This window comes from Sphingopyxis sp. Root1497, from assembly GCF_001427085.1.
Lineage (GTDB): Bacteria > Pseudomonadota > Alphaproteobacteria > Sphingomonadales > Sphingomonadaceae > Sphingopyxis.
The window spans coordinates 188,408-212,379 of record NZ_LMGF01000003.1 but is presented as its reverse complement, the minus strand read 5'-3'; the positions used below and the strand labels follow the sequence as shown (position 1 = coordinate 212,379).

Genomic DNA, 23,972 nt, shown 5'->3' with positions numbered 1-23,972 from the left:
GCTGTCAGCTTGCTCCGCGTCACCAACGGCTAAAGCGCACGAAGACCTGGCGACACGTCGGATTCGTGCTTCTGTAAAGGAGATACGAATATGAGAGTCCGGCGCCAAGAAGGTCCCCGTCGCCGTCAATCGACCCTGTCGCAGCCCCTCCCGCATCCGTCCTGGCTGCCGTATCCGGCGGACAGGCGGCGCGTGAGCGCGCAGGAATTCTGGCAGCGGCTCGGCCTGTGATCGGGACAGCCGACGCCGATCGGCCCGAACTGACCGACGGTGTCGCGGCGATCGCATCCGAACTTGCCGAGATTCGCCGCGAATGGCGCGACGCCTATGGTCACAATGCGGAATATGGCAGTGAGGGCTTCCCGTCGCGCGGCGATTTGCTGAAGATCGTCGGGGCGTTGTGCGGCGCGCTCTATCCGCTGCGGCTCGGTCCTGATTTCGTGCGGCCGCACAACGAGCATGTGTTCGTCGAACAGACGCTGCAGACGACGCTTGCGCGGCTTTACGGGCAGGTGCGGCTCGAACTCATCTACGCGATGGCCGACGAAACGACCCATGCCGTCGATGCGCGCGCGGCCGCGATCGTGCGGACCTTCACCGAGCGGCTACCGGCGCTCCGCCGCCTGCTCGATACCGACGTCGAGGCGGCGTGGCGCGGCGATCCCGCCGCGCGCAGCGTCGACGAGGTGCTGATCTGCTATCCCTCGATGCTGGCGATTATTCATCACCGGCTCGCGCATCAATTGCATGTCGATGGCGCAAGGCTGGTCGCCCGGATCATCGCGGAGGTGGCGCACGACAAGACGGGGATCGACATCCACCCCGGCGCTCAGATCGGCGACAGCTTCTTCATCGATCATGGCACGGGGGTGGTGATCGGCGAAACCGCGATCCTCGGGCGCAACGTCCGACTGTATCAGGGCGTGACGCTCGGCGCGCGCAGCTTCGCCGCCGACGAGGCGGAGGTGATGGTGCGCAACATTCCGCGCCACCCGATCGTCGAGGACGATGTCGTGATCTATGCCGGCGCGACGATCCTCGGCCGTGTCACGATCGGCGCGGGATCCGAAATCGGCGGCAATGTGTGGCTGACGCATGACGTCCCGCCGAAGAGCCGTGTCATCCAGGCGCGTGAGCAGAACAGCATAAGCGGCGGGTAGACGGCCCCACGCGGCGCTATGCCCGGTCAGGCGGTCTCCCGCTCGCGCGGATCCGAAATCCAGCCGGCCTCGAACGCCGCCGGGTCGCTGTCGAAGAAGCTGATCGCTTCCTCGATGACGCCATTGTCGCGCACATAGTCGCGCCAGTGGGCGAGCAGTTCGGCGAGCTTGTCGGGGTGGGTTTCGGCGAGGTCGTGGACCTCGCCGCGGTCCTTCGACAGGTTGTAGAGTTGCCATTGCGAAATGCCGTCGGCGCCGGGAACATAGACCGCCTTCCAGTCGTCCTTGCGCAGCGCGCGGCGGCCGAACAATTCCCAGCCGGTTGTCGTGCCTGCGGGATGGATCGCCTCGGCGCCATCAAGCCAGGCGGCGAAGCTGCGCCCCGAGGGCTCGGCGATCGCGCGGCCTTTGTAGCTGGCTCCCGGATGGCGGATGCCGGCGAGTTCGAGCAAGGTCGGCGTCACATCCTTGACCGTCCCGAACACCTCCGAAATCTCGCCCGCACGCTGGCCGCCCGGCGCGCGGATGATCGTCGGCACGCGGATGCCGCCCTCGGTCGTGTAGGTCTTGACCAGCCGCGATGGCGCGGTCGCCGCCTGCGCCCAGCGCGGGCCGTACCAGGCATAGGAGCCGGGGCGGCCGAGATTGTCGAGGCTGTTGTCGCAATGCTCGGCGATCAGCTTGGCGAACACCGGCCCCATGATCGGCATCGCCTCGACGATCGCCCCCTCGGCGCCATTGTCGGAGAGGAAGATGACCAGCGTATTGTCATATTGGCCGGTGCGCTTGAGATGGCCGATCACCCGTCCGACATTCTGGTCGATGCGGTCGACCATCGCGGCATAGATTTCCATCGTGCGCGCCGAATGCGCGCGCTGCTCGGCGGTCTGGTCGGCCCATTCGGCCTCGCCCTCGGCAACGACCGGCGCGATCGTCGTATCGGGCGCGACAAGGCCGAGCGCCTTCAGCCGGTCGAGCCGGCGCGCGCGCAGCGCATCGGGGCCGTCGTCATAGACGCCGCGGTATTTCTGGATGTCGGCGTCGAGCGCTTGCAGCGGCCAGTGCGGAGCCGAGAACGGGAGGTAGGCGAAGAAGGGCCGATGGTCGCCGGCGGTGTCTGCCTCCTCGAAAAATTCGATCAACCGGGTCGTGAAATAGTCGGTCGAATAGAAGGGCGTCGGCAGGTCGGTGACCCATTCGCCGTCCTCGGCGTAGATCGGCCCGCGCGCCGCGATGCGGTCGATCGGGCCGCCGCCGAAATGGTCGGCGCCGCCGGGAAGCAGCGCAAAGCTGCGTTCGAACCCGCGTGCGTGCGGCGCGCGGTCGAGGGTGTGGCCGAGATGCCATTTGCCGGACAGGATCGTGCGATAGCCCGCGTCGCGGAGCAGCTCGGGAAGCGCCGCGACGCTGTCGTTGAGATAGCCCTCGTAACCCGGTGCGCCCTGGAAATCGGGACGCACGGTCTCGATCATCGAACCGATCCCGGCGATATGATGATCGACCCCCGACAGCAGCATCGCGCGCGTCGGCGAACAGGCGGGCGCCGAGTGGAAATCGGTGAGCCGCACGCCTTCGGCGGCGATCGCATCGAGGTGCGGGGTGTCGATCTCGCTGCCGAAGGTGCCGAGATCGGAAAAGCCCATATCGTCGACGACGATGAGCAGGACGTTGGGACGGGTGTCGGTCATAAGGATTCCTTGGAATATGGGAGAGCTGGGGCCGTCGCCCGTCCGGGCAGGCTATCGAGCCGGACGGTCGCCCGCTGCGACGATGCGGACGAGCTGGCGCGGGACATTGCCGTAATCGGCGACGCCATAATGCTGGACCGCGCGGTTGTCCCAGATCGCCAGCGAGCCCGGTTGCCATTTGAACCGCGCGATATTCTCGGGGCGATAGAATTGGCGGGTCAGGAAGGTGAGCAACTCCTTGCTCTCCTGCTCGGGTAGCCCGACGATTTCCTTGGTGAACCCCTCGTTGACGTACAACACGGGCTTGCCGTTGAACGGGTGGGTGATCACCACCGGGTGCGCGACGCCGCTATATTCGGCGAGATAGTCGTCGAGGTCGGCCTTGTCCTCGATCAGGTTATACGCCTTGCCGGTCGGGCGATGGATCGCGCTCAGCCCGTCGATCTTGTCCTTGATGTCCTTGGGCAGCGATTCATAGGCCGAAATACCGCTCGAAAAGGCCGTGTCGCCGCCGAGTTCGGGTACGATGACGCTGCGCAGGATCGACACCTGATACGGCGTTTCGAGATAGGTCGCATCGGCGTGCCAGGGGGTGCCGTAATAGCTGTTCGAATAGGGGCCCGAGTTGAAAGGGATGATGTCCTCGTCCTTGACCCCGCGGCGCTTCAGGATCGAATCGGCGACCGGCGGACCGAAGATACGCCCGATTTCGGCCTGTTTGGCGTCGTCGATGCCGGTGTCGCGGAAAAACAGCACCTGATGCTGCCAGAGCAGGCCCCGGATCAGGTCGGCGAGTGCCGGGGTAATCGGGCCGGTGAGGTCGAGACCGCGGATTTCGGCGCCCAGATTGGCCTCGACGCGGACGACTTCGAAACGGTCGGAAACGGGACGTTCGGCGGTGATTATGCTGGTAACGGCGTTCATGTCATTCTCCTGATAGCGAGGGGGCTGCTGTCGCTGTCGACTGGCAGGAGGGTCGGTCCGTCATGGATGGGGTGGGGCGATCAGTGGGTCTGCGGCACGCCCAGTTCGGCGAGCAGCGTGTCGCGTAGCGCGTCGAATTCCTTGCCGCCGGCGCGGCGCGGGTGCGGCAGGCGGACGCGGGTGTCGTATCCGATCCGGCCCTCCTTGAGCACGAGGATGCGATCGGCGAGCAGGATCGCTTCCTCGACGTCGTGCGTCACGAGCAGCGTCGCGGGGCCGTGCGCCTGGCACAGCTCGCCGATCAGCCGCTGCATCTTGAGCCGGGTCAGCGCGTCGAGCGCCGCGAAGGGCTCGTCGAGCAACAGCAGCCGCGGTTCGCGCACCAGCGCGCGGGCTAGCGCGGCGCGTTGGGCTTCGCCGCCCGATAGCGTTGCGGGCCACGCGTCGGTACGATGGTCGAGGCCGACCTCGGCGAGCGCGGCCTCGGCGCGTTCGCGCGACGCCTGCTTGCCGCTCAGGCCGATCACGACATTCTTCCAGACCTTTTTCGACTGGACCAGGCGCGGCTCCTGAAACACGACGGTGCGCGCTTCGGGAACCCAGGCCTCGCCGCCATCGGGGGCATCGAGGCCGGCGAGGATGCGCAGCAGCGTCGTCTTGCCGCTGCCCGACGCGCCGAGCAGCGCGACGAATTCGCCGCTGTGGATCGTGAGGTCGAGGCTGTCGAGGACCCTATTGCCCGCAAAGCTGCGGCTCACTTCGCTGGCCTCGACCGCGACCGGGTGATGCAGGAAACTGGGCTCGGCGACGCGCTCGGCGGCGGCGAAATCGATCGAAAGGACCGCACTCATCGAAAATCTCCTATCGGACGGCAATGCCCGCGCGCCACGGCATGAACAGCCGTTCGAGCGAGCGGACGATCAGGTCGGCGCTGAGGCCGAGGACGGCGTAGATCGCGATGCAGATCAGGATGACATCGACCTGCTGATACATTTGCGCGCTGTTGAGGAGGTAGCCGAGCCCCGCCGAGGCGTTGATCTGCTCGGCGGCGATCAGCACGAGCACCGAGACCCCCAGCGCGAAGCGCAGCCCGGTGAAAATCTGCGGTAGCGCCAGCGGCAGGACGACTTCGAGGATCAGGCGGCGACCGCCGAGCCCGAAGCTGCGCATCGCCTCGATCACCTTGCGGTCGACATTGCGCACCCCGGCATAGGTGTTGAGGTACATCGGGAACATCGTCGCGAGCGCGATGAGGAGAAGCTTGGGCGCCTCGCCGATCCCGAACCAGACGATGAACAGCGGGACGAGTGCGAGGAAGGGGATGGTGCGCAGCATCTGGAGCAGCGCGTCGAACAATTCCTCGCCGAGCTTCGACAGGCCCGCGATCGTGCCCAATACCAGCCCGAAGACGATCCCCACCGCGCCGCCAACGAGCGCGCGGGTGAGCGAGGTTGCGATCTGCGTGGCGAGGGCCTGCTCGGTCCACAGCTGTTGCCATCCCGCGGCCAGCCCGGCGGGCGAGGGGAGGATCGACGGGTCGATCCAGCCCGCGCTCGTCGAAATCGCCCACAGCGCGACGACGATCAGCGGCCCGATGGCGCGGCGGGCAAAGGACAGCTTTTCGGAGTGGTTGCCGGCCTGGCGGACGACCGGCTGGACGAGCCGGCCGGGATCGCCCGAGGCGGTCGGCCCCGACGCGGCGATCGGCGTCGGGGCGTTCACTTCGCCGCCTCCTGCGCGGCGACGATGCTGTCGTAGCGCTTGTCGAAGATTTGTGACGCGTCGAGCTTCTTGCGGATCAGCCCTTCCTTGAGGAACAGATCGGCTTCGGCCTGATGCGCCGCGATGATGCTGTTGTCGATCGGGGTGTATTTCGACGGCGATCGCTCGATGATCTTCTCGGCGATGGCGATGTCGACATTATATTGCTTCGCGAGCGCAGGCGCGGCCTTCTTCACATGTTCGCGCTGCCAGCGCTGCGCCCGCGCGGCGCGCGCCGCAAGGTCGCCGATCGCCTTGGCTTTGGCAGGGTCCGCAAGCGCCGCGTCCGACGCGACCAGATAGTTGAAGCCGGGCGTGAAGTCGGCGCCATTGGCGATGATCCGGATCTTGCCCGCCTGTTCGAGTTCGGTCAGGAAGGGTTCGGTCAGGATGATCGCATCGGCGGCGTCCTTGTCGAGCAGGCCGGTGCCGAAACCGGTCGCTTGCACCTGCTTGATGTCCTTGAGCGACAGGCCCTGCTTTTCGAGCAGGTTCGCGATGAAATAGTGCAGCACGGTGCCCTTCATGAAGGTTACCGACTTGCCTTTCAGATCGGCGGCGGTGCGGATCGGCGAATTGGGTTTGACGACGAGCGCATAGGCCGATCCGCCCGCCTTCGCCGACTGGCTGACCGCGACGACCTTCACCCGGCTGCCCGCGGCCTGCGCGAAGATCAGCGGGGTTTCGGCCATCCAGCCGACGTCGATCGATCCGCCGGTCTGCGCGGCGATGATCGGCGGGCCGCCGATGAAGTTCGCCCATTCGATCTTGTAGTCGGTCGGCTGACCCTCGCCCGCGACGTCGAGCGAGGATTTGAGCGCGTGAAGCTGGTCGGCGACCTTCAGCGTCGTGCCGCTTTCTGCCGTGCCGCCGCACGCGGCGAGTGACAGAAATGCGCCGGCAACAAGCGCGCGAAGTGGGGTGAGGGAGGTTTTCATGGTGACCGCCTTTGTTTGTTCTGGGTCAGGCGGCGGTCGGGCCGACGGGGCGGTCGCCGACGATCGTCACGCGCTCCATGTGGCGCGCCTCGCTATAGTCGGGGACGGCGTAATGCTGGGTCGCGCGATTGTCCCAGAAGGCGATCGATCCCGGCTGCCAGCTCCAGCGCACATGGAATTCGGGGCGCTTCACCTGGTCGAAGAGCCGCGCGAGCAGCGCCTTGCTCTTGTCCTCGGGCAGGCCGACGATATGGCGGGTGAAGACCGAATTCACGAAAAGCACCTTCTCGCCCGTCTCGGGATGGATGCGCACCACCGGATGTTCGACCGGCGGGAAGCTGGCGCGGAGCGCCTCTTTCTTCTCCTCGCTGTCGAGGAACTGGATGAAGATGCTCGGATCGTGGATCGCGGTGAGGCCGTCGATCCGCGCCTTCGTCTCCTCGTCGAGCGTGTCATAAGCGGCGACGGCGTTGGCGAAGACCGTATCGCCGCCGAGCGAGGGCGAAACGCGCTGGATCAGGATCGATGCCGCCGACGGCTCGGCGCGAAAGGTCGTATCGGCGTGCCAGTTGCTGTCGGTCGACTGGCGATATTTGCCTTTCAGCTCCTCCGAAATCAGCGGCAGGATCTGCGGATAGTCGGGTAGCGAAAAGACCGGATGCTCCTCCAGGTCGCCGAACGCGGCGCCGAACGCGATATGCTGTTCGCGCGTCAGATTCTGGTCACGGAAAAAGAGCACGCGATATTTGAGGAGCGCGGCGCGGAGCGCGTCATAGCTGTGCCGGTCGATCGGCTTGGCGAGATCGATGCCGGTGATCAACGCGCCGAGGCTCGGCTGGAGCGGTGTGACATCGAAGAGCGCGGTTGCGGTCTCATGCTCGAGCGTCTGGACGGTCATGTCGAAGTTCCTTGTGTCGAATGGGAGGCGGGCGCCAGAATGGCGCGCAAATAGGTCGGCGATCGCGCAGCGGCGATTCCGTATGAAGCGGTAAGCTCGCCGCTGATGAGATGGGCGCGCGCTCTGGGCTAGAGGTGGCGCACCGTTTTGGATATGTGGTCGCTATCGCGGCGGAGAATATTGCATCGTATCACCTCATCGAATGAGGGGAACACGATACCTGGCGCTGTCGCCTGAGCATCGCGCGCTTTAGCTGTTGGTAACGCGGAGCAAGCTGCTTCCCGGTCAAAAGCCGCGAATCCCGAAAATCGATGCCGGTCGGGATCAGGCCGGTAATTCAACTTGATTGGTAGAGTTGAAATGGTCAAGCCTAGTTTCGCTTTCAGGCGGCAAAGCGTCGCTCGGTTGGCGCGTTCCGTCGCGACCGGGCACGGAATGCTCCTTTAGGGGGCGTCATCCGGGTGACGACATTCGCGAGCGCGCGTCTCGCGAATGACCGCGCGGGAGGCGGGACGGTCCTTCATCCTTGTTCTATCCGGCATGGCGGCGGTAAGGGATTTCAACTTCGCAAAAAGGTCGTCCCCATGAAATTCCTGATCGCCACTCTCACCTCGGCCCTGCTCGCCTTCGCGACCCCCGCGCTGGCGGCGCCGCGGCAGGGCGATGTCATCATTCGCCATGTCACGCTGATCGATGTCGAGGCGGCGAAGGCGGTGGAGGACCAGGCGGTTGTGTTGCACGGCGACGATATCGTCGCGGTCGGTCCCGATGCCGCGATCGCGCAAGGGTGGCGTGCGAAGCAGCGGGTCGAGGGCCAGGGCAAATATCTGATCCCCGGCCTGTGGGACATGCATGTCCATTTCGGCGGCGGCCCCGACCTGATCGCGGAAAATGAAGCGCTCTTCCCGCTCTATGTCGCCAACGGCATCACGACGATCCGCGACTGTTCGGGCGATCTCGTCGATCAGGTGCTCGCGTGGCGCGGCGCGATTGCGGAGGGCAAGCTCTTCGGCCCGCGCCTGCTCACCTCGGGCGCGAAGATCGAAGGGATCGCGCCGCTGTGGAAGGGGACGATCGAGGTCGGCAGCGAGGCCGATGTCGATGCGGCGCTGGACCGGCTGAAGAACCGCGACATGGTCGATTTCGTCAAGATCACCGACAGCACGCTGAAACCCGAATTGTTCCTCTACGCGCTGAAACAGGCGAAGGCGTTGGGCATCAAAACCTCGGGCCATATCCCGATGGCGCTGACCACCGGGCAGGCGGTCGATGCCGGGATCAGTTCGATCGAGCATCTCGATTATGCCTATAATGCCGGGGCGAAGGATGAGGCGGCGATCGCCGCCGACTTTGCCGCGGGCCGCATCGACCGCGCCGAGGCCAACCGCCGCCTCGATAGCGGGTTCGACCGTGACACCGCGATGGCCGCCTATCGGCGTTTCGCGCAGCAGGGCGTATCGGTCACCCCGACGCTGAACGGCAGCCGGATCATCGCCTATCTCGATCGCGACGATCACAGCAAGGACGCGGGGCTCGCCTATATCGGGCCGAAGCTGCGCAAGACCTATGACTGGCGCGTCGAGCGCGCGGCGAAGGCCGATGCCGCGGCGATCGCGGCGCGGCACAAGCAGATCGAGGATGTCGGGACGATCCTGCCGATGCTCGCCGAGGCGGGGGTGCCGATCATCGCGGGGACCGACGCGGGCTTCCTCAACAGCTATAATTATCCGGGCTTCGGGCTGCACGACGAGATCGCGCTGTTCGTCGAAAAGGGGCTGACCCCGGCGCAGGCGCTCGCGTCGGCGACGCGCGCGGGGCCGGCGTGGTTCGGCCGGCTCGATCGTTATGGCGCGATCAAGCCCGGCATGGCGGCGGACCTCGTGCTGCTCGACCGCAATCCGCTGGAAGACATCGCCGCGACGCGCGCGATCGATACGGTGGTGATGCGCGGGATCGTCCATGACCGAGCCGCGCTCGACCGGATGCTCGCCGATACCCGCGCGAAGGTGGCGGCCTGGAATGCCGCCGCGAAGCCCTAGTGGACCGTCGCGCGCGCCGCAGTGCGCGCACGCCAGACGCTCCACAAAGTGAACAGCCCCATCGCCGCCCAGATGATATTGAGTCCCGCCGATGGCAGTGCGCCATTATAGCCCGAGTTGATGACGAAGCCGCCGGCGCCGACAACGTTCATCCACTGGTAGAGATAGCCGCGCGGCTCGAGCTTGCCGAGCGAGAGCAGGATATAGCTGGCGAGAATGATCGCGGCGGCGGTCCAGCCGATGATCTCGATGCCGATGTTGAATGCGCCCATATCCCGTCCCTTCGCGGCCGTTTGCGCCGCCTGTTTCGGGGACGGCCGTTCAGCGCATGCCCCGTTCGAGTGCTTCGACCGCATCCTTGGCTTCGGCAAGCCCCAACCCGGTCTTTTCGCGCATCAATTTGATCGCCTCGATCTTGCGGTTCTGGCAGATGAGGTCGAGGATTTCGTCATCGCTGATCCGTTCGTCGCCGACGTGGACCATGGGGCGCGGTGCAGGACGTGGTGGCGCCGTCAGGTCGCGCTGGTCGCCCTGACCCTTGCGGATCAGGAAGAGCGTCAGCGCGACCCCGAGCAGCAGTCCGAGGACGAAGGGGATCAAGGCGCCCATCGTCCTCGCCTAGTCCTTAAGCGGCCAGCTTGCGCAGCACATAGTGCAGGATGCCGCCGTTCATATAATATTCGACCTCGTTCGCGGTATCGATGCGGCAGAGCGTGTCGAAGGCGAAGGTCGAGCCGTCGGGGCGGGTGACGTTCACCGTGACCGTCTGGCGCGGCTTGAGGTCCGCGACGCCGGTAATGGTGAAGATGTCGTCGCCGGTCAGCCCCAGCGTTTCGCGCGTGTCGCCGTCCTGGAATTGCAGCGGCAGCACGCCCATGCCGACGAGGTTCGAGCGGTGGATACGTTCGAAACTTTCGACGATCACCGCGCGGACGCCGAGGAGGTTGGTGCCCTTCGCCGCCCAGTCGCGCGACGAGCCGGTGCCATATTCCTTGCCCGCGATGACGACGAGCGGGGTGCCGTCGGCCTTGTGGCGCATCGCGGCGTCGTAGATCGGCATGACCTCGCTGCCATAGCGCGACATGCCGCCCTCGATGCCGGGGACCATTTCGTTCTTGATGCGGATGTTGGCGAAGGTGCCGCGCATCATGACGTCGTGGTGGCCGCGGCGGGCGCCGTAGCTGTTGAAGTCGGCCTTGTTAACCTGATGTTCCATCAGCCATTTTCCGGCCGGCGAGTCCGCCTTGATGCTGCCCGCCGGAGAGATGTGGTCGGTGGTGATGCTGTCACCGAGGATCGCGAGCGGCTTGGCGTCGATGATGTCCTTCACCGGCGCCGGGGTCATCGTCATGCCCTCGAAGTACGGCGGATTGGCGACATAGGTCGACCCGGCACGCCACTGATAGGTGTCGCTGCCTTCAACCTCGATCTTCTGCCAATGCTCGTCGCCCTTGTAGACATGGGCGTAGCGCGCGACGAACATGTCGCGGTCGACCGCGCCGGCGACGGCCTCGGCGACCTCGAGATTGGTCGGCCAGATGTCGGCGAGGAACACGTCCTTGCCCTGCTGGTCCTGCCCGATCGGGGTGGTGGTGAAATCCTCGATCACCGTGCCCTTCAGCGCATAGGCGACGACGAGCGGCGGCGAGGCGAGGAAGTTCGCGCGCACGTCGGGCGACACGCGGCCTTCGAAGTTGCGGTTGCCCGAGATCACCGCCGCGGCGACGAGGCCATTTTCGTTGATCGCCTTCGAAATCGGCTCGGCGAGCGGGCCCGAGTTGCCGATGCAGGTCGTGCAGCCATAGCCCACGAGGTTGAAGCCGATATTGTCGAGATGCTGCTGCAGCCCGGCCTTGACCAGATAGTCGGTGACGACCTGCGACCCCGGGGCGAGGCTGGTCTTGACCCACGGCTTGGGCTTCAGCCCCAGCGCATCGGCTTTCTTCGCGACGAGCCCGGCGGCGACGAGCACTCCGGGGTTCGAGGTGTTGGTGCAACTGGTGATCGCGGCGATGGTGACGTCGCCGTCGCCGATGTCGAAATCCTTGCCCTCGACCGGAACGCGCGTCTGTTTCTTGTTATAGACGCTCGCCATGTCGGCGTTGAACACATCGTCGACGTCGGGGAGCGAGACGCGGTCCTGCGGACGCTTCGGCCCCGCGAGCGACGGCACGACGGTGCCGAGGTCGAGTTCGAGCGTGTCGGTGAACACCGGGTCCGCCGCGCCCTCGACGATCCACAGCCCCTGCGCCTTGGCATAGGCCTCGACCAGCGCGATATTTTCGTCGCTGCGGCCGGTCAGGCGCATATAGTCGAGCGTCTTGTCGTCGACGCCGAAGAAGCCGCAGGTCGCGCCATATTCGGGCGCCATATTGGCGAGCGTCGCACGGTCGGCGAGGCTCAACGAGGCGAGGCCGGGGCCGAAATATTCGACGAAGCGGCCGACGACGCCCTTGGCGCGCAGCATCTGGGTCGCGGTGAGCACGAGGTCGGTCGCGGTGACGCCTTCCTTGAGCTTGCCGGTGAACTTGAAACCGACGACTTCGGGGATGAGCATCGACACCGGCTGGCCGAGCATGGCCGCTTCGGCTTCGATCCCGCCGACGCCCCAGCCGAGCACGCCGAGGCCGTTGATCATCGTCGTGTGGCTGTCGGTGCCGACGCAGGTGTCGGGATAGGCGACGGTTTCACCTGTCGCATCGGCGCTCGACCACACCGCCTGCGCGATATGCTCGAGGTTGACCTGGTGGCAGATGCCGGTGCCCGGGGGGACCGCCTTGAAATTGTCGAGGCTCTTCGATCCCCATTTCAGGAAGTCGTAACGCTCGCCGTTGCGATAATATTCGATCTCGACATTCTGCTCGAACGCCTTGGGGGTGCCGAATTCGTCGACCATCACCGAGTGGTCGATGACGAGGTGGACGGGGACGAGAGGGTTGATCTTGGTCGTGTCGCCGCCAAGCTTGGCGATCGCGTCGCGCATCGCGGCGAGGTCGACGACGCAGGGAACGCCGGTGAAATCCTGGAGCAGCACGCGCGCCGGGCGATACTGGATTTCCTGGTTCGAATGCGGGTCCTTCTGCCAGTCGACCAGCGCTTTCACATCATCGGTCGACACGGTGAAGCCGCCATCCTCGAAACGCAGCAGGTTTTCGAGCAGCACCTTCATCGAGAAGGGCAGGCGCGACACGTCGCCGAGCTTCGCCGCGGCCTTGTCGAGCGAATAATAAGCGTAGCTTTTGCCGCCGACGTCGAGCGTCGAGCGAGTTCCAAGCGTGTCGTTGCCGGTGGTCGTCATGGTGCAGCAGTCCCCTGTAGGCGCGGCGGGGGAAGACCGTCCGACGGACCGAGCGGGAGAGCGGGGCCGAAGGGAGTCGCGCGCGCGGTTATTGTTGGCGTGGCCTTACGCCGGGGGCGGGGAAATGCAAGGGGGTGGCAGAGGAGTATGCCTCGTTATCGTCCGTTCCAGGCATCGTCGATCGTCGTGAAGATATTGGCGAGGCTGAGCCCGAGCATCTGAAAGGCAATGATGCAGGCGACCGCGATCGGTGCCGCGATCAGTCCATATTCGATGGCGGTCGCGGCCCTTTTGCCGTCGATCAGCCGAATTTTCCGCATGGTGAATTTCCCGTACAGGATCGGCCCCCGGCGATGCCGGGCAATCTGGAGTGTTACGTCAGAACAATCTGTTCGAGGACGGGGCTAACGGGCGTGAAGCTACGCGGTGTGGCAGGCGGGTGCGCGGGCGGATCAGCCGTCCGATTGCGCTTCGCGCGGCGCGGTGCCCTCGGCATAGGGGTTTTCGGCGGGGCGGCCGAAATAATAGCCCTGCGCCTGCGGGCAGCCCTCGTCGAGCAGCATCTGGCGCTGGGCCGCGGTCTCGACCCCCTCGGCGACGATCGGCATGTTGAAGCTGCGCCCCAGCCCGATGATCGCGCGGACGATCGAGCGCGCCGCATCGTCATCGTCGATCGCCGAGACGAAGCTCTTGTCGATCTTGATCTTGTCGAAGGGAAAGGCCTTGAGGTTCGAGAGCGACGAATAGCCGGTGCCGAAATCGTCCATCGCGACGCGCACCCCCATGTCACGGATCGCGTGGAGCGCCTTGAGTGCGCTCTGGCGGTTGCGCAGGAAGGCGGTCTCGGTGATCTCAAGCTCGAGCCGGTGCGGGTCGAGCCCCGATTCGCGCAGCGCCTCGCGGACCAGTCCGGGCAGGTTGGGGACCTGGAACTGGATCGTCGAGACATTGACCGCGATCGATATATTGTCGGGCCAGGTGGCGGCGGTATCGCACGCCTGGCGCAGCACCCATTCGCCGATCTGGACGATCGCGCCGATCTCCTCGGCGATCGGGATGAAATCGTCGGGGGGCACCTCGCCGCGCTCGGGATGGTCCCAGCGCAGCAGCGCCTCGTACCCGACGACCGAGCCGAAGGCGGTGGCGACGAGCGGCTGGAAGACGAGGCGCAGTTCGCCGCGGGTGATCGCGTGGCGCAGGTCGTGTTCGAGCGCGCGGCGTTCGCGGGCGACCTCGTCCATCTCCTGGTCAAAGAAGGCGGCGGTGCCGCGGCCGTTGTTCTTGGCGCGGTAGAGCGCGGTGTCGGCGTTGCGCTGCAGCGTCTCGGCGTCGGCGCCGTCGGCGGGGAAGAGCGCGACGCCGATGCTGACCCCGACCGCCATCGGATCGCGTGCGACATCCATTTCCTCGGCGAGGGCTTCGAGGATGCGGGTCGCCAGCCGGCGCGCGTCGTCGGGGGCGGAGACCGCGCGCTGGATGATCAGGAATTCGTCGCCGCCGACGCGGGCGACGATGTCGTCGCCGCGCACCGCGGCGCGCAGGATATCGGCGACGCGGCGCAGCACCGCGTCGCCCGCGGCGTGGCCGAAGATGTCGTTCACCGCCTTGAAGCGGTCGAGGTCGAGCGCGAGCAGCGCGAAGGGGGCGTCGGCGGCGATCGCATCGTCGAGCGCGACGGCGAACTGCGTGCGGTTGGCGAGGTCGGTGAGCGCGTCGTGTGAGGCGAGATGCTCGATCGCTCGCTGCGCCCGTTTGCGATCGGAGAGGTCGCGGATCGCGAGCACCTGGCAGCTGCGGCCGCGATATTCGATCGTGCGGGTGCCGATCTCGAAGATCTGGTCCTCGTCGGCGCTGCCGCGCAGCCGCGCCTCGACCGACGGACCGTCGGGGGCGGCGAAGGGCGACCCGTCGAGGCGGACGAACCAGTCGCCCGGCGCGCTGCCGAGGATCGCGCCGGCGCTGACCCCGAGCAGATCGCCGAGCTGGTGGTTGACCTCGACGATGCGGCCGTCGTGGGTGATCGCGAGCGCCTCGAGCGTCGCTTCGGCGAGGCCGTGGGCATCGGTGAGCCAGCGGTCGATCAGCGAGCCGGTGAGCGCGAGCGCGACGAGCGCGAGGTTGGCGAACACGATCGCGGGGACGAGCCAGTCGCGGGTGACCGCGTCGCCGAGCGCGTCGCCGCGCGTCGGATCGGGGACGAGCGTGGTCGCCGACATCGCGGTGAAATGCAGCGCGACGATCGCCAGCACCGCGAGGCTGGTGGGCAGGGCGATGCGGCGCCACCCGCTGCTGCGTGCGAAGGCGACGAACGACGCCCAGAAGCAGAGCCACGAGACGGCGAGCGAGACGAGGATGGGAGCGACGGCATAGGAGACGTGCGCCGGGGCGATGATCGACGCCATGCCGGTGAAATGCATCGCCGCGACCCCGACCGCAGCGCCCGCGGCGGCGACGGCGCAGCGCGCGGTGGTCGGCGCCTTGCCGAGCCAGCGGAAGCTGACCCAGAAGAAGGCGATCGCGATCGCGACCGAGAGCAGGGTGAGCGAGACGTCGAAGCGGATCGGCATCGCCCCGCGATAGGCGAGCATCGCGACGAAATGGGTGGCCCAGACCCCGACCCCCTGCGCGACCGCGGCGACGACGAGCCAGTGGCGGCGGCGCGTCTCGATGCAGAAGGTCGAGCGGTTGAGGACGACGAAGAGGCAGATGTTGCCGAGGACGCAGACGAGCGCGGCGACAAGGACCAGCCACAGGTCATGCTGATACACCACGCATTCGAGGACGCTGAACATAAAATTCCCCCTGGTCCCCGCGCTCATCAGACCAGACAGGCGTAAAGATTGGATTATTATTGGAGAAGATACTGAAACCCGTTGAGAAATAAATGATTCAATACTGAGGGGCCCCGCGAATCGGTGCGACGGGGCGGCATCCTGCCCGCGCGCGACGGGCGCCCCCTCCTGCCTTCAGCGCTTGCGCTTCGCCGCCTTGTCGGCGACAGTCGCGCGATCGGGGGAAGGAGCGCGCGTGCAGGCGGTCGACGACGACAAGGCGCTGGGAATGAAGGTGATGAAGCTGTCGCGCATGCTGCGGCTGCGCTTCGACCGGCGTGTCCAGCCGTTGGGGCTGACGCGCGCGCAGTGGCAGACGATCGCCTGCGTGCGGCGGCGCCCCGGCGCGACGCAGCGGCAGGTCGCCGAACTGCTGGAGGTCGGCGAGGTGACCGTCGGCCGATCGATCGACAAGCTGGTCGAGGCGGGACTGGTCGAGCGGCGCTCCGATCCAGCCGACCGGCGCGCGCACCGCATCTGGCTGACCCCCGCGATCGAGCCGTTGATCGGCGAGCTGACGCGGATCGGCGCTGCGGAGGAAGCCGCGGCGCTGGCAGGCTTCGACGCGCAAGAGCAGGCGCTGCTCCACGCGATGCTCGACCGCATCACCGCCAATTTGGGCGGCGATGCGGTCGAAGCCGTGACCTGCAAGCCGGAGCGACGTTGAGAGGGGAGAGCCCTCCGGCGACGCAGGTCCGGATTATTTCTGCTTGAGCGCTTCCGACTTGCTGAGCGTCGTGACCAGCTTGCCGTTGACGATGCTGAGCGTGCTCGCCGGGATGCGGACGGTCTCGCGGTTGACGATCGCGAGGAGGTTGCCCGACGCCTGCACCTTGTAGACCTTGCCGACGATGCGCGCGCTGGTGTCGCGCAGGACTTCGCCTTCCTTCGGCGCGCGCTCGAGCGCGGTGGTCGCTTCGGCCGGCGGCGTGACGGTTTCGAAGGCGAGGGCGGGCGTGGCGACGGCGAGAAGCGCAATGGTGACGAACATACGCATGGGAATGACCTTTCGACTATATACTAAGTCATATTAGTATATGCTAGTTTAGTGTGCAACGCACAAAAAACTGCCCGCCGCGAAAGCGCGGCTTTGCCGCCGCCGGTGCCATATGGTGTGAAACCCGAGCGGATGCCCGCCGTGTCAGGACGCGGTGGCGATACGAACCGGTGCCGGGGTAAAGGCGCGGACGCGATTGCGTCCGGCACGCTTGGCTTCGTAGAGCGCCTGGTCGGCGTCGCGCATCAGCTGCGACAGGCCGGCGCCGGGCACGGCGACCGCCAGCCCGATGCTTGTCGTCGGCGGCGTCGCGCCGGGGAGGCAAGGCTGGCACGCGATAGTCATGCCGGTGCGAACCGCCTCGGCCAGCGCGCGTGCCGTCTCGATCCCGCTGCCGGGCAGCAAGAGGGCGAATTCCTCGCCGCCGATGCGACCGGCGATCGTCCCGGCAGGGCCGGCCGCGCGAAGATGGGCGCCGAAGGCGGCGATGATCGCATCGCCAGCGGCATGACCGTGATTGTCGTTGACCGCCTTGAAATGGTCGATGTCGGCGATGAGCAGCGCGGCGGGCCGCCCCTGGTCGGCGCAGGCGCGCACCGCGGCGCCCGCCTCCGCCTCGAACCCGCGCCGGTTGAGCAGGCCCGAAAGCTGGTCGCCGTCGGCCTGTTCGCGCAGCTCGGCCATCAGGTCGATCGCCACCGCGACCATCAGCGTGATCGCCGACAGCACCGAGCAGATCGCCTGGGTGAACTGGACGGTGGTCCAATAGACCGACTGCTGGAAGCCGACATAATTGGCGATGTCGCCGGTGACCCCGAGGACGAGCAACGGTCGCAGCGTGTAGTTGAGCGCCCAGACGATGCCGAGCCAGAAGAAGATATGGTCGACGATGTGCCGTTTGGGCAAGCGGCGCAGGCAGACGGGGATCATCAGCGCGATCAGTCCGAGCGCGAAGCTGATCGCATAGATGCGCCCGACGATGCTGGGATCGACGAGCAGGAACCAGAGGAAGATGGTCATCGACACCGTGCAGATGACCGCCATCGTGCGGCGCGGCACGGCGACGCGATAATGGGCGATGATCGCGCCGACGAGCAGGCAACCGGCGAGGAGATAGCCGAAATTGGCGGGAAGCCGCTGCAACTCCATCGGCAGCACCGGGCCAAGATCCTGGATCAGGAAGGCGGCGGCGGTGATCGCATGGCCGGCGGCGGCGGCGAGGAGGTAGCGATATTCGCGGCGGTAGAGCCAGAGCAGCAGGAAGGCGCCCGCCAGCAACAGGCCGATGCCCGGATTGAGCAGGGAAATGAAAAACTGACCCGACAAACGCTTACTGCCTCTCGCACGCAGCGTAACAAGATCAGGGATAATAAGCCGTTACGAGGGCAGTGGGAAAGTGACGAAGCGGTGAACCGTTGACACCGTCAGGCGCTGCCGCGCACCGCGAGGCGGACCGGGACGCGCGTGCCGTCGCGGACATGCTCGTCATCCTCGAGCGCCATCGCGACGAGCGCCTCGCCGGCGGCCTCGAGATCGGGTTCGAGCGTGGTGAGCGCGGGATCGGCGAGGGTGCCGGCGCGGATGCCGTCGAAGCCGATCAGCGCGACATCCTCGGGCACGCGGCGCCCGATTTCCTTGAGGCCCTGGAGCACGCCGAGCGCGAGCATGTCGCTGGCGGCGAAGATCGCGTCGGTGTCGGGATGCGCGGCGAGCAAGGCATGTGCGGCGGCGACGCCTTGGGCATGGCGGTCGGCGGCGGGCGCGGCCGCCCAGACGACCGGGTCGATACCATGCGCGGCGAGTGCGGCGGAAAAGCCTTCGCGCCGTTCGTCGAACTGGCGCTGTGCCGAATCGGCGGGGCCGATGAAAGCGGCGCGGCGGCGGCCGGTCGCGATCAGATGTTCGGCGGCAAGGCGCCCGCCGGCGTCATTGTCGCTGCGCATCCAGTGGAAGGGATCGCCCGGGCTGCCCCAGCAGACGAAGTCGAGTCCCGAGGCCTGCGCGGCGCCGAAATAATCCCACGCCGCGTCGTTGCTGGTGGTGCCGATGACGATCATCGCATCGGCGAGCCCCGAGGCGACGAAATCGGCGCGGAAATTGGCGGGGCTTTCCTGGAAGCTGACGAGCAGGTTGAAGCGCCGTGCCGACGTCGCCTCGGCAATGCTGCCAAGCAGCGCGAAATAGAAAGGGTTGATCGCGCTGCGGTCTTCGCCGGGGCGGCAGATGGTGACGAGCGCGATCGTCTCGCTGCTTTTCAGGCGCAGGCTGGAGGCGTGGCGGTCGACGACATAGCCGAGTTCGCGTGCAGCCGCCGAGACGCGGGCGCGGGTTTCGGCATTGACCCCGGGGCTGCCGCGCAGCGCGCGCGAGACGGTCGATTGCGACACGCCCGCGCGCTCGGCGACGTCGAACGATGTCGGGCGCAGCATTTTCGCGGTCACGATCCCATTCTCCCCTTGATCGCGTCTGTTGCGCGGGCGACGGGCGCTGTCAATCGGCGAGCGGCCACCGTCGGGCGCGGACCCAGTCGACGAGGCGGACGTCGCCGGGCGAGTCGGCATGGATATGTGCGCGCAGCGCATCGTCGAGGGTGACGCGGCGCGCGACGACTTCGCCCTGCGACGGGTGCGAGGCGGGGAGCTCGATCGAACGTCCGGCGGCGCGATAATGGTCCCAGTCGGCGGGGATGCCCATCGCGGCCGACAGGAAGTCGAGCCCCTCGTTCCAGCGATCGGTGGTGGTGGCGAACCAGCACAGCTCCAGCAGCCGCTGTGCCATCGCAAGCTGCTGTTCGGGATCGGCGGGAAGGTCGGCGCCATAGAGGCGCTGCGCGAAGAAGCGCACCATATAGTCCGACTGTTCGGGGCGGTACCAGTTCATATACCAATCGTCGAAATCGTCGGGGGCGTGGCCGCGGCTCCAGCGGAAATTATAGAGCGAGACGCAGCGTTCGGCAGGGTCGCGGACGACGGTGACATAGCGCGGCTCGCGCAGCCCGGGGACGAGGCGGTGGATGCCGTAATCGAGCTGGTGCCCCGCGAGGATTTCGGCGCGGGTACGCTCCTCGGCCGGGCGGTCGGCGAATTCGGGCCGGCCCTGTTCCTTACGATAGCGGCGGCCCCAGTTGGAAAATTCGACCAGCTGCTCGTCCATGGCGAAATGGCGTTCGAGATGCGCCTTCAGCGTCGTGCCGCCGCATTTGGGGACGTGAAGGAATATCCACAGCGGGCGGCGCGGAGTGTCGGTCATGCCCCGATCCTGTCGTAGCCGAAGCCGCCGAGCAAGCTGCGGTGATCGTCGAAGACCCGATTGAGATCAGCCAGTTGCGCCGGGGTGAGCCGGGCGATCTGATCGGCGTTCATATCGCGCAGAGGTTCGTGGTAGCGGCCCTTCACCGGAAGCGAGCGGTCGAGTTCGAGGTCGGCGAAGGCCGGGACGAGGCCGGCAATGCGGGTCGCGACGGCGGCGGGGGTCCGGCACATCTCCTCATAGGTGAAGACGGTCGCGCGGTCGCCGAGTGCGGTGCGGTTGGCCGCCTGTGCGGCAAGCGCGGCGGCGATGTGGCGCGCGGCGGTGGTTGCGAGGCTGTCGCCCGGCGCCACCGGACCGGCTTCGGCGCCGCGGCGGATGATGCCTTCGGCGACGGCATAGGGGTTGCGGACCATGATCAGGAAAGCGGCGTCGGGAAACGCCGCCGCGAGCCGGTCGGCGATGAGCAGGAAGGGCGGCGCGGCGACGACCAGCGTTTCGGCGTCGGCATGGCGCGCGCGGGCGTGAAAATGCCAGGCGCGGCGGGTGCGGCCCCAGTCGTAAGCGGCGGGGTCGCGGAAGGTCGCGATCGCCGCCGGCGTGGCCGCCCACAGCAGGCGGGTGCCGGTGCCGCGCGAACTGGGGCCATGGAACCCCGTCACATGCTGGCCCTCGCGCGGCAGCGACCAGGCGCGGGCGCATTGGCCAAGCGCGGCGGCGAGGAAGGTCGAGCCGCTGTTGTTGGGGGCGAGCAGGAAGAGGTGGCGCCTTATCGCGCCTTCGCCGCCGCCGATCATGGCCGCGCCCGCAGCCAGGCGGCGCGCGCCGCAGCCCACAGGCGGACGGCGGCGGCATATTCGGGGTCGCGCGCGATCGCGTCGGCGTGGCGGTCGGGGCGCCAGGGCTTGGCGCCGCCGTTGAAGTGGAGGACGCGGGCGTCGGCGAGCGGCACCGGTTCGTGCGCGAAGCTGGCGGCGCGGTGGCCGATCATCAGGTTGAACGCGGTGCCGGCGAGTGCGACACGATCGCGCAGCAGCAGGTTCCACACCGCCTGGTCGGTGTGCTGCGAGGCGATGCGCGCCCAGCCGGTGGGATCGAGCAGCGGCCAGAGCGCGGCGGCGACGCCGGGGCCGGCGGCGACGGGGTCGTAGACGAGCAGCCCGGCGTTGAAGCTGGCGGGCGCGGTTTCGCCGGCGGCGACCTCGGCCAGAGACTCAGCGTCGCGGACATTGCCGCGCAGCATCGCGGCATCGGGGCAGGCGACGAGTGCGGCGTCGCTGTCCAGCAGCGGCGCGATATCGCCGCGGAACAGCAGGTCGCTGTCGGCGAAGAGCAGCCTGCCGGTCGCCGGCAGGAGCAGGGTTTCGAGGCTGAGGAAACGGTCGCGGCGCGCTGCGAGATGCGGGTGCGCGACGGTGAGCGTATCGATCGCGTCGGCGAGGGGCGGGCTCGCCGTGCGGCAGAGGAGGCGCGGGAAAGACGCGGCGAGCGCGGCCTGGTCGGCGCCGGTCAGGCGGCTGTGAAGGACAAGGATGTCGCCCGTGAACCAGCGATTATGCGCGAGGAAGCTCGCGAGCATCACTTCGGTGCCGATGCGGAAATCGGGCGAGGAGACGGTGACGAGCGTCGTTGCGGTCATGGCGCGGCGGCCGGATCGTAACCGAAGAGCGCGAAGTCGCGGGCATAATAGTGGCGGATGAGATCGGCGAGTTCGGCGTCGAGCGCGGCGCCCGCCCGATCGGGCGAGACATTGACCGCCTCGAGCGGCGGAAGCGGGGCGCCGAGGGCGGCCGACAGCCTTGCCATCTCGGCCGCCAGGTCTTCGTGGCGGAGGAGCAGCGTGGTGCGGACACGGCCTTCGTCGTCGCAGACGAACTCCTGCTGCGGGCGGAGCAGGATATGCGCGCGGCGCGCGGGATCGGTAAGCGCCGCCTTCATCGTGCCGAGCGGGTCGCGGACCATCGCGTCGCCGTTCCGCCCGGCGAAGCGGGCATAGGAAAGGAAGCGGTCGAAGGGCGAGCGGACGACGGCGAAGCTGGTGAGGCCGTCCCACTGGCCGGGGAGCAGGAAGGGCGCGACGTCGCGATAGCCGAGGTGACCGTGGCCGATCGCGGCGAGCGGCGCGACGGGGAAATAGCGCCTGTCGAACAGGGTGCATTGTTCCCAGTCGTTCGCCGCGAGCAGCGGGCGCAGCGCGGTGCGCAGTGCATGGCCGGCGGTCTTCGGGATCGCGACGAAGGCGAAGCGGCGGCTGAACGACAGGATCATGGGGTGTCGAGGAACTGGAGCGCGAGGCGCAGCGCCGGGTCGCGGCCCGAGTGGGTCCGGCGCGCGTGTTCGACGCGTTTGCGCAGCCGGTCCATGTCGATGTAGCGCGCGCGGGCGGGCGGGGTGTCGCTCGCAAGGATGCGGTCGCCGATCAGCACCATGGTTTCGCCGAGCGCCTTGTCGATCCAGGCGACGCGCAGCGGCTCGGTCTTGCTGTTGTTGAGGCGCACGACGTCGGGGAGCAGGCCGTCGCTGGCCTCCTTGATCAGCCAGCGCCGCATTGCGCCGCGACGGAACATGCGCGGCGGCAGGCTGTAGATGAACTCGAGCAGGCGGCGGTCGAGCAGCGGGAAACGATAGTCGATACCGCGTGTCGCGCCGCTGATCGCCCAGTCCTCGAGCCGCCCCGTCGTCGCGCTGTAGCGGAGCAGCGTATGCTGGGTGCGGCGGACGCCGAACTCGCGCGTCACCTTCATGGGGAGCAGGCGGGCGCGGCGGACGAAGGCGGGATCGGCCAGGCTGTGCCCCGCGAACGGGCGCCAGCGCAGCGGCAGCTGCGGGCGAAAGGTCCGCACGGTGCGGCGCGCGGCGTGATAGATGGTGCGCAGCCCCGCCCTGACCCCGGGCCGCCCGGCGTCGCGATAGAGCGTCACCCAGCGGCCGGTGGCAAAGAGCCAGGGATGATAGCCGCGGCCATTGTACGAGGCGGCTTCGTCGCCGCCCCAGCCCGACAGGATGACCTCGACATCGCGCGCCGCGGCGTCGCGCTGGATCGCTGCCTCGTGGAGCAGGTTGCGGATGTCGGGGCCGCGGGTCCAGTCCTGCGTGAACAGCGCCGCCATCTCGTCGGTCGAGAGGGTGGGGGCATACAGCTGAAGGCCGAGGCGGGCGCGGATCGCTTCGCTCCAGCCGGGTTCGCTGTCGGGGTCGGCGTCGGGATCGACGATATGCCAGCTGTACCCCGGCGGATCGGCGAGGCCGCGGGCGCGCAGTTCGGGTGTCGCGACCGCGGCGATGAGCGAACTATCGAGCCCGCCGCTGAGATGCACCGCGAACCGGGTGGCGCCCGCGAGGCGATCGGTCACCGCCTGCTCGACGAACTGGCGATAGCGCGCGATGGTCGCGGCGTCGTCGGCGCGGTCGTCGACGGCGATCTTTTCGGGGTTCCACCAACGGTCAAGGCGCGCGTCGCCGCCCACCAGAAACAGGCGGTGGCCGGGTTCGAGGCGGCGGACCGCGCGCTGGAAGCTGCGACCCATCGGCTGGAATTTGCGATGGATGAGGATCGAGGCGATGAAATCCTCGTCGAGGTCGTCGGGCACGCCGGGGAGCGCGAGCAGCGCCGCGGGGTCGCTGGCAAAAGCGAGGCGGTCGCCGGTTAGCGCATAGAAAAAGGGGCGGGCGCCGACATGGTCGCGCGCGGCGAAGCTGGTGCCGCTGTCCCGATCGTGCAGCACGAAGGCGTAATCGCCATAGAGGAACAACGGGCAGTCGGCGCCCCAGCGGCGCCAGGCGGCAGCGATCAGCGCGGCGGCGGGAGCATCGGCGGGCGGCGCGAGATCGGCGAGCGCTGCACGCAGGTCAGCCTGGCCGTCGATCCGCGCGTCGGCGACGACGATGAGGTCGTCGGCGATATGCAGTGCTTCGATGGATCGCGCCCGTTTCGCGGTCGCGAGCGCGGCGAAGCTTGCCGTAGCGAGGCTGTTGGCGACACTGGTCGCCCCGAGCGCGGCCCGAACCACGGCGCTATCGGCGATGGAGGGTGCGGCGGACGCCGAACGATCGATGATGCCACAGAAGCGATGCACGGCCGATAGTCGATCCCGTCAGGACGCGGGGGCGCCGGCGCCGATCGTGCCGCCGTCGCACGAAAGCGTCAAGCGCACAGACAAGTTAACGCGCAAGCAGTTTGGCCCCGCGA

General features: G+C 67.4%; 22 protein-coding genes. 3 read left to right on the top strand and 19 right to left on the bottom strand.

Going from position 1 to position 23,972, the window contains the following annotated elements:
- Nucleotides 1-227 precede the first annotated feature (227 nt).
- Complete coding sequence (epsC, locus tag ASD67_RS04520; RefSeq protein ID WP_056344020.1) at nucleotides 228-1,160, top strand: serine O-acetyltransferase EpsC; 933 nt, start codon at nucleotides 228-230, stop codon at nucleotides 1,158-1,160.
- Nucleotides 1,161-1,186: 26 nt separating this feature from the next.
- Here epsC and ASD67_RS04515 read toward each other — a convergent pair whose 3' ends face one another.
- The 6 genes from ASD67_RS04515 to ASD67_RS04490 all read right to left on the bottom strand — a co-directional run bounded on the left by ASD67_RS04515 (nucleotide 1,187) and on the right by ASD67_RS04490 (nucleotide 7,369).
- Nucleotides 1,187-2,848: an arylsulfatase gene (locus ASD67_RS04515; protein ID WP_056344017.1), complete on the bottom strand. Its 1,662-nt coding sequence runs from the start codon at nucleotides 2,846-2,848 to the stop codon at nucleotides 1,187-1,189.
- 51 nt (nucleotides 2,849-2,899) lie between these two features.
- Entirely contained in the window at nucleotides 2,900-3,772 is an 873-nt protein-coding gene (locus ASD67_RS04510; RefSeq protein WP_056344015.1) for a TauD/TfdA dioxygenase family protein, read from the bottom strand.
- An 80-nt stretch (nucleotides 3,773-3,852) separates the two neighbouring features.
- Nucleotides 3,853-4,623: an ABC transporter ATP-binding protein gene (locus ASD67_RS04505; protein ID WP_082544841.1), complete on the bottom strand. Its 771-nt coding sequence runs from the start codon at nucleotides 4,621-4,623 to the stop codon at nucleotides 3,853-3,855.
- Nucleotides 4,624-4,633: 10 nt separating this feature from the next.
- Complete coding sequence (locus ASD67_RS04500; protein ID WP_056344012.1) at nucleotides 4,634-5,494, bottom strand: ABC transporter permease; 861 nt, start codon at nucleotides 5,492-5,494, stop codon at nucleotides 4,634-4,636.
- On the bottom strand, nucleotides 5,491-6,471 hold the full coding sequence (locus ASD67_RS04495) for an ABC transporter substrate-binding protein (RefSeq protein ID WP_056344010.1): 981 nt from the start codon (nucleotides 6,469-6,471) through the stop codon (nucleotides 5,491-5,493). The genes ASD67_RS04500 and ASD67_RS04495 overlap by 4 nt, the downstream gene beginning before the upstream one ends.
- Before the next feature lie 25 nt (nucleotides 6,472-6,496).
- Complete coding sequence (locus ASD67_RS04490; RefSeq protein WP_056344008.1) at nucleotides 6,497-7,369, bottom strand: TauD/TfdA dioxygenase family protein; 873 nt, start codon at nucleotides 7,367-7,369, stop codon at nucleotides 6,497-6,499.
- A 584-nt stretch (nucleotides 7,370-7,953) separates the two neighbouring features.
- Between ASD67_RS04490 and ASD67_RS04485 the strand changes: the two genes are divergently transcribed.
- Nucleotides 7,954-9,408 (top strand): amidohydrolase family protein, encoded by a 1,455-nt coding sequence (locus ASD67_RS04485; RefSeq protein ID WP_056344006.1) that lies wholly within the window; start codon nucleotides 7,954-7,956, stop codon nucleotides 9,406-9,408.
- On the opposite strand, the gene ASD67_RS04480 is transcribed toward ASD67_RS04485, so the two are convergent.
- The 5 genes from ASD67_RS04480 to ASD67_RS04465 form a co-directional block, all read right to left on the bottom strand.
- Nucleotides 9,405-9,680: a CBU_0592 family membrane protein gene (locus ASD67_RS04480; RefSeq protein ID WP_056344004.1), complete on the bottom strand. Its 276-nt coding sequence runs from the start codon at nucleotides 9,678-9,680 to the stop codon at nucleotides 9,405-9,407. The two genes, ASD67_RS04485 and ASD67_RS04480, sit on opposite strands and share 4 nt — an antisense overlap.
- 49 nt (nucleotides 9,681-9,729) lie before the next feature.
- A complete protein-coding gene (locus ASD67_RS23420; protein WP_056344001.1) occupies nucleotides 9,730-10,017 on the bottom strand; it encodes a ribosomal protein L7/L12 in 288 nt (95 codons plus the stop codon).
- A 16-nt stretch (nucleotides 10,018-10,033) separates the two neighbouring features.
- Nucleotides 10,034-12,706: an aconitate hydratase AcnA gene (gene acnA / locus ASD67_RS04470; protein WP_056344000.1), complete on the bottom strand. Its 2,673-nt coding sequence runs from the start codon at nucleotides 12,704-12,706 to the stop codon at nucleotides 10,034-10,036.
- Between the two features lie 155 nt (nucleotides 12,707-12,861).
- The gene (locus ASD67_RS22565; RefSeq protein WP_082544840.1) at nucleotides 12,862-13,026 is read right to left on the bottom strand and encodes a Flp family type IVb pilin; all 165 of its coding nucleotides are present in this window, start codon (nucleotides 13,024-13,026) and stop codon (nucleotides 12,862-12,864) included.
- Nucleotides 13,027-13,158: 132 nt separating this feature from the next.
- Nucleotides 13,159-15,498: a bifunctional diguanylate cyclase/phosphodiesterase gene (locus ASD67_RS04465; RefSeq protein WP_056343997.1), complete on the bottom strand. Its 2,340-nt coding sequence runs from the start codon at nucleotides 15,496-15,498 to the stop codon at nucleotides 13,159-13,161.
- Nucleotides 15,499-15,733: 235 nt separating this feature from the next.
- Here ASD67_RS04465 and ASD67_RS04460 point away from each other — a divergent pair, with 235 nt between their 5' ends.
- The gene (locus tag ASD67_RS04460) at nucleotides 15,734-16,204 is read left to right on the top strand and encodes a MarR family winged helix-turn-helix transcriptional regulator (protein WP_056343995.1); all 471 of its coding nucleotides are present in this window, start codon (nucleotides 15,734-15,736) and stop codon (nucleotides 16,202-16,204) included.
- Between the two features lie 33 nt (nucleotides 16,205-16,237).
- Here the strand turns inward: ASD67_RS04460 and ASD67_RS04455 are convergent, their stop codons facing one another.
- From ASD67_RS04455 to ASD67_RS04420, 8 genes are all read right to left on the bottom strand, one after another.
- Nucleotides 16,238-16,534 (bottom strand): hypothetical protein, encoded by a 297-nt coding sequence (locus ASD67_RS04455; protein WP_056343992.1) that lies wholly within the window; start codon nucleotides 16,532-16,534, stop codon nucleotides 16,238-16,240.
- A 144-nt stretch (nucleotides 16,535-16,678) separates the two neighbouring features.
- Nucleotides 16,679-17,860: a GGDEF domain-containing protein gene (locus ASD67_RS04450; protein ID WP_056343989.1), complete on the bottom strand. Its 1,182-nt coding sequence runs from the start codon at nucleotides 17,858-17,860 to the stop codon at nucleotides 16,679-16,681.
- A gap of 98 nt (nucleotides 17,861-17,958) precedes the next feature.
- A complete protein-coding gene (locus tag ASD67_RS04445; RefSeq protein WP_235535567.1) occupies nucleotides 17,959-18,975 on the bottom strand; it encodes a LacI family DNA-binding transcriptional regulator in 1,017 nt (338 codons plus the stop codon).
- Between the two features lie 49 nt (nucleotides 18,976-19,024).
- Entirely contained in the window at nucleotides 19,025-19,783 is a 759-nt protein-coding gene (locus ASD67_RS04440; protein WP_056343986.1) for a sulfotransferase family 2 domain-containing protein, read from the bottom strand.
- Nucleotides 19,780-20,580: a sulfotransferase gene (locus ASD67_RS04435; protein WP_156377569.1), complete on the bottom strand. Its 801-nt coding sequence runs from the start codon at nucleotides 20,578-20,580 to the stop codon at nucleotides 19,780-19,782. The genes ASD67_RS04440 and ASD67_RS04435 overlap by 4 nt, the downstream gene beginning before the upstream one ends.
- Entirely contained in the window at nucleotides 20,577-21,422 is an 846-nt protein-coding gene (locus ASD67_RS22915; protein ID WP_056343981.1) for a glycosyltransferase, read from the bottom strand. Before ASD67_RS22915 ends, ASD67_RS04435 begins: the two co-directional genes overlap by 4 nt.
- Nucleotides 21,419-22,051, bottom strand: a complete 633-nt coding sequence (locus tag ASD67_RS22910; RefSeq protein WP_056343978.1) for a hypothetical protein — start codon at nucleotides 22,049-22,051, stop codon at nucleotides 21,419-21,421. The genes ASD67_RS22915 and ASD67_RS22910 overlap by 4 nt, the downstream gene beginning before the upstream one ends.
- A complete protein-coding gene (locus ASD67_RS04420) occupies nucleotides 22,048-23,859 on the bottom strand; it encodes an asparagine synthetase B family protein (RefSeq protein ID WP_056343975.1) in 1,812 nt (603 codons plus the stop codon). Before ASD67_RS04420 ends, ASD67_RS22910 begins: the two co-directional genes overlap by 4 nt.
- Nucleotides 23,860-23,972 lie beyond the last annotated feature (113 nt).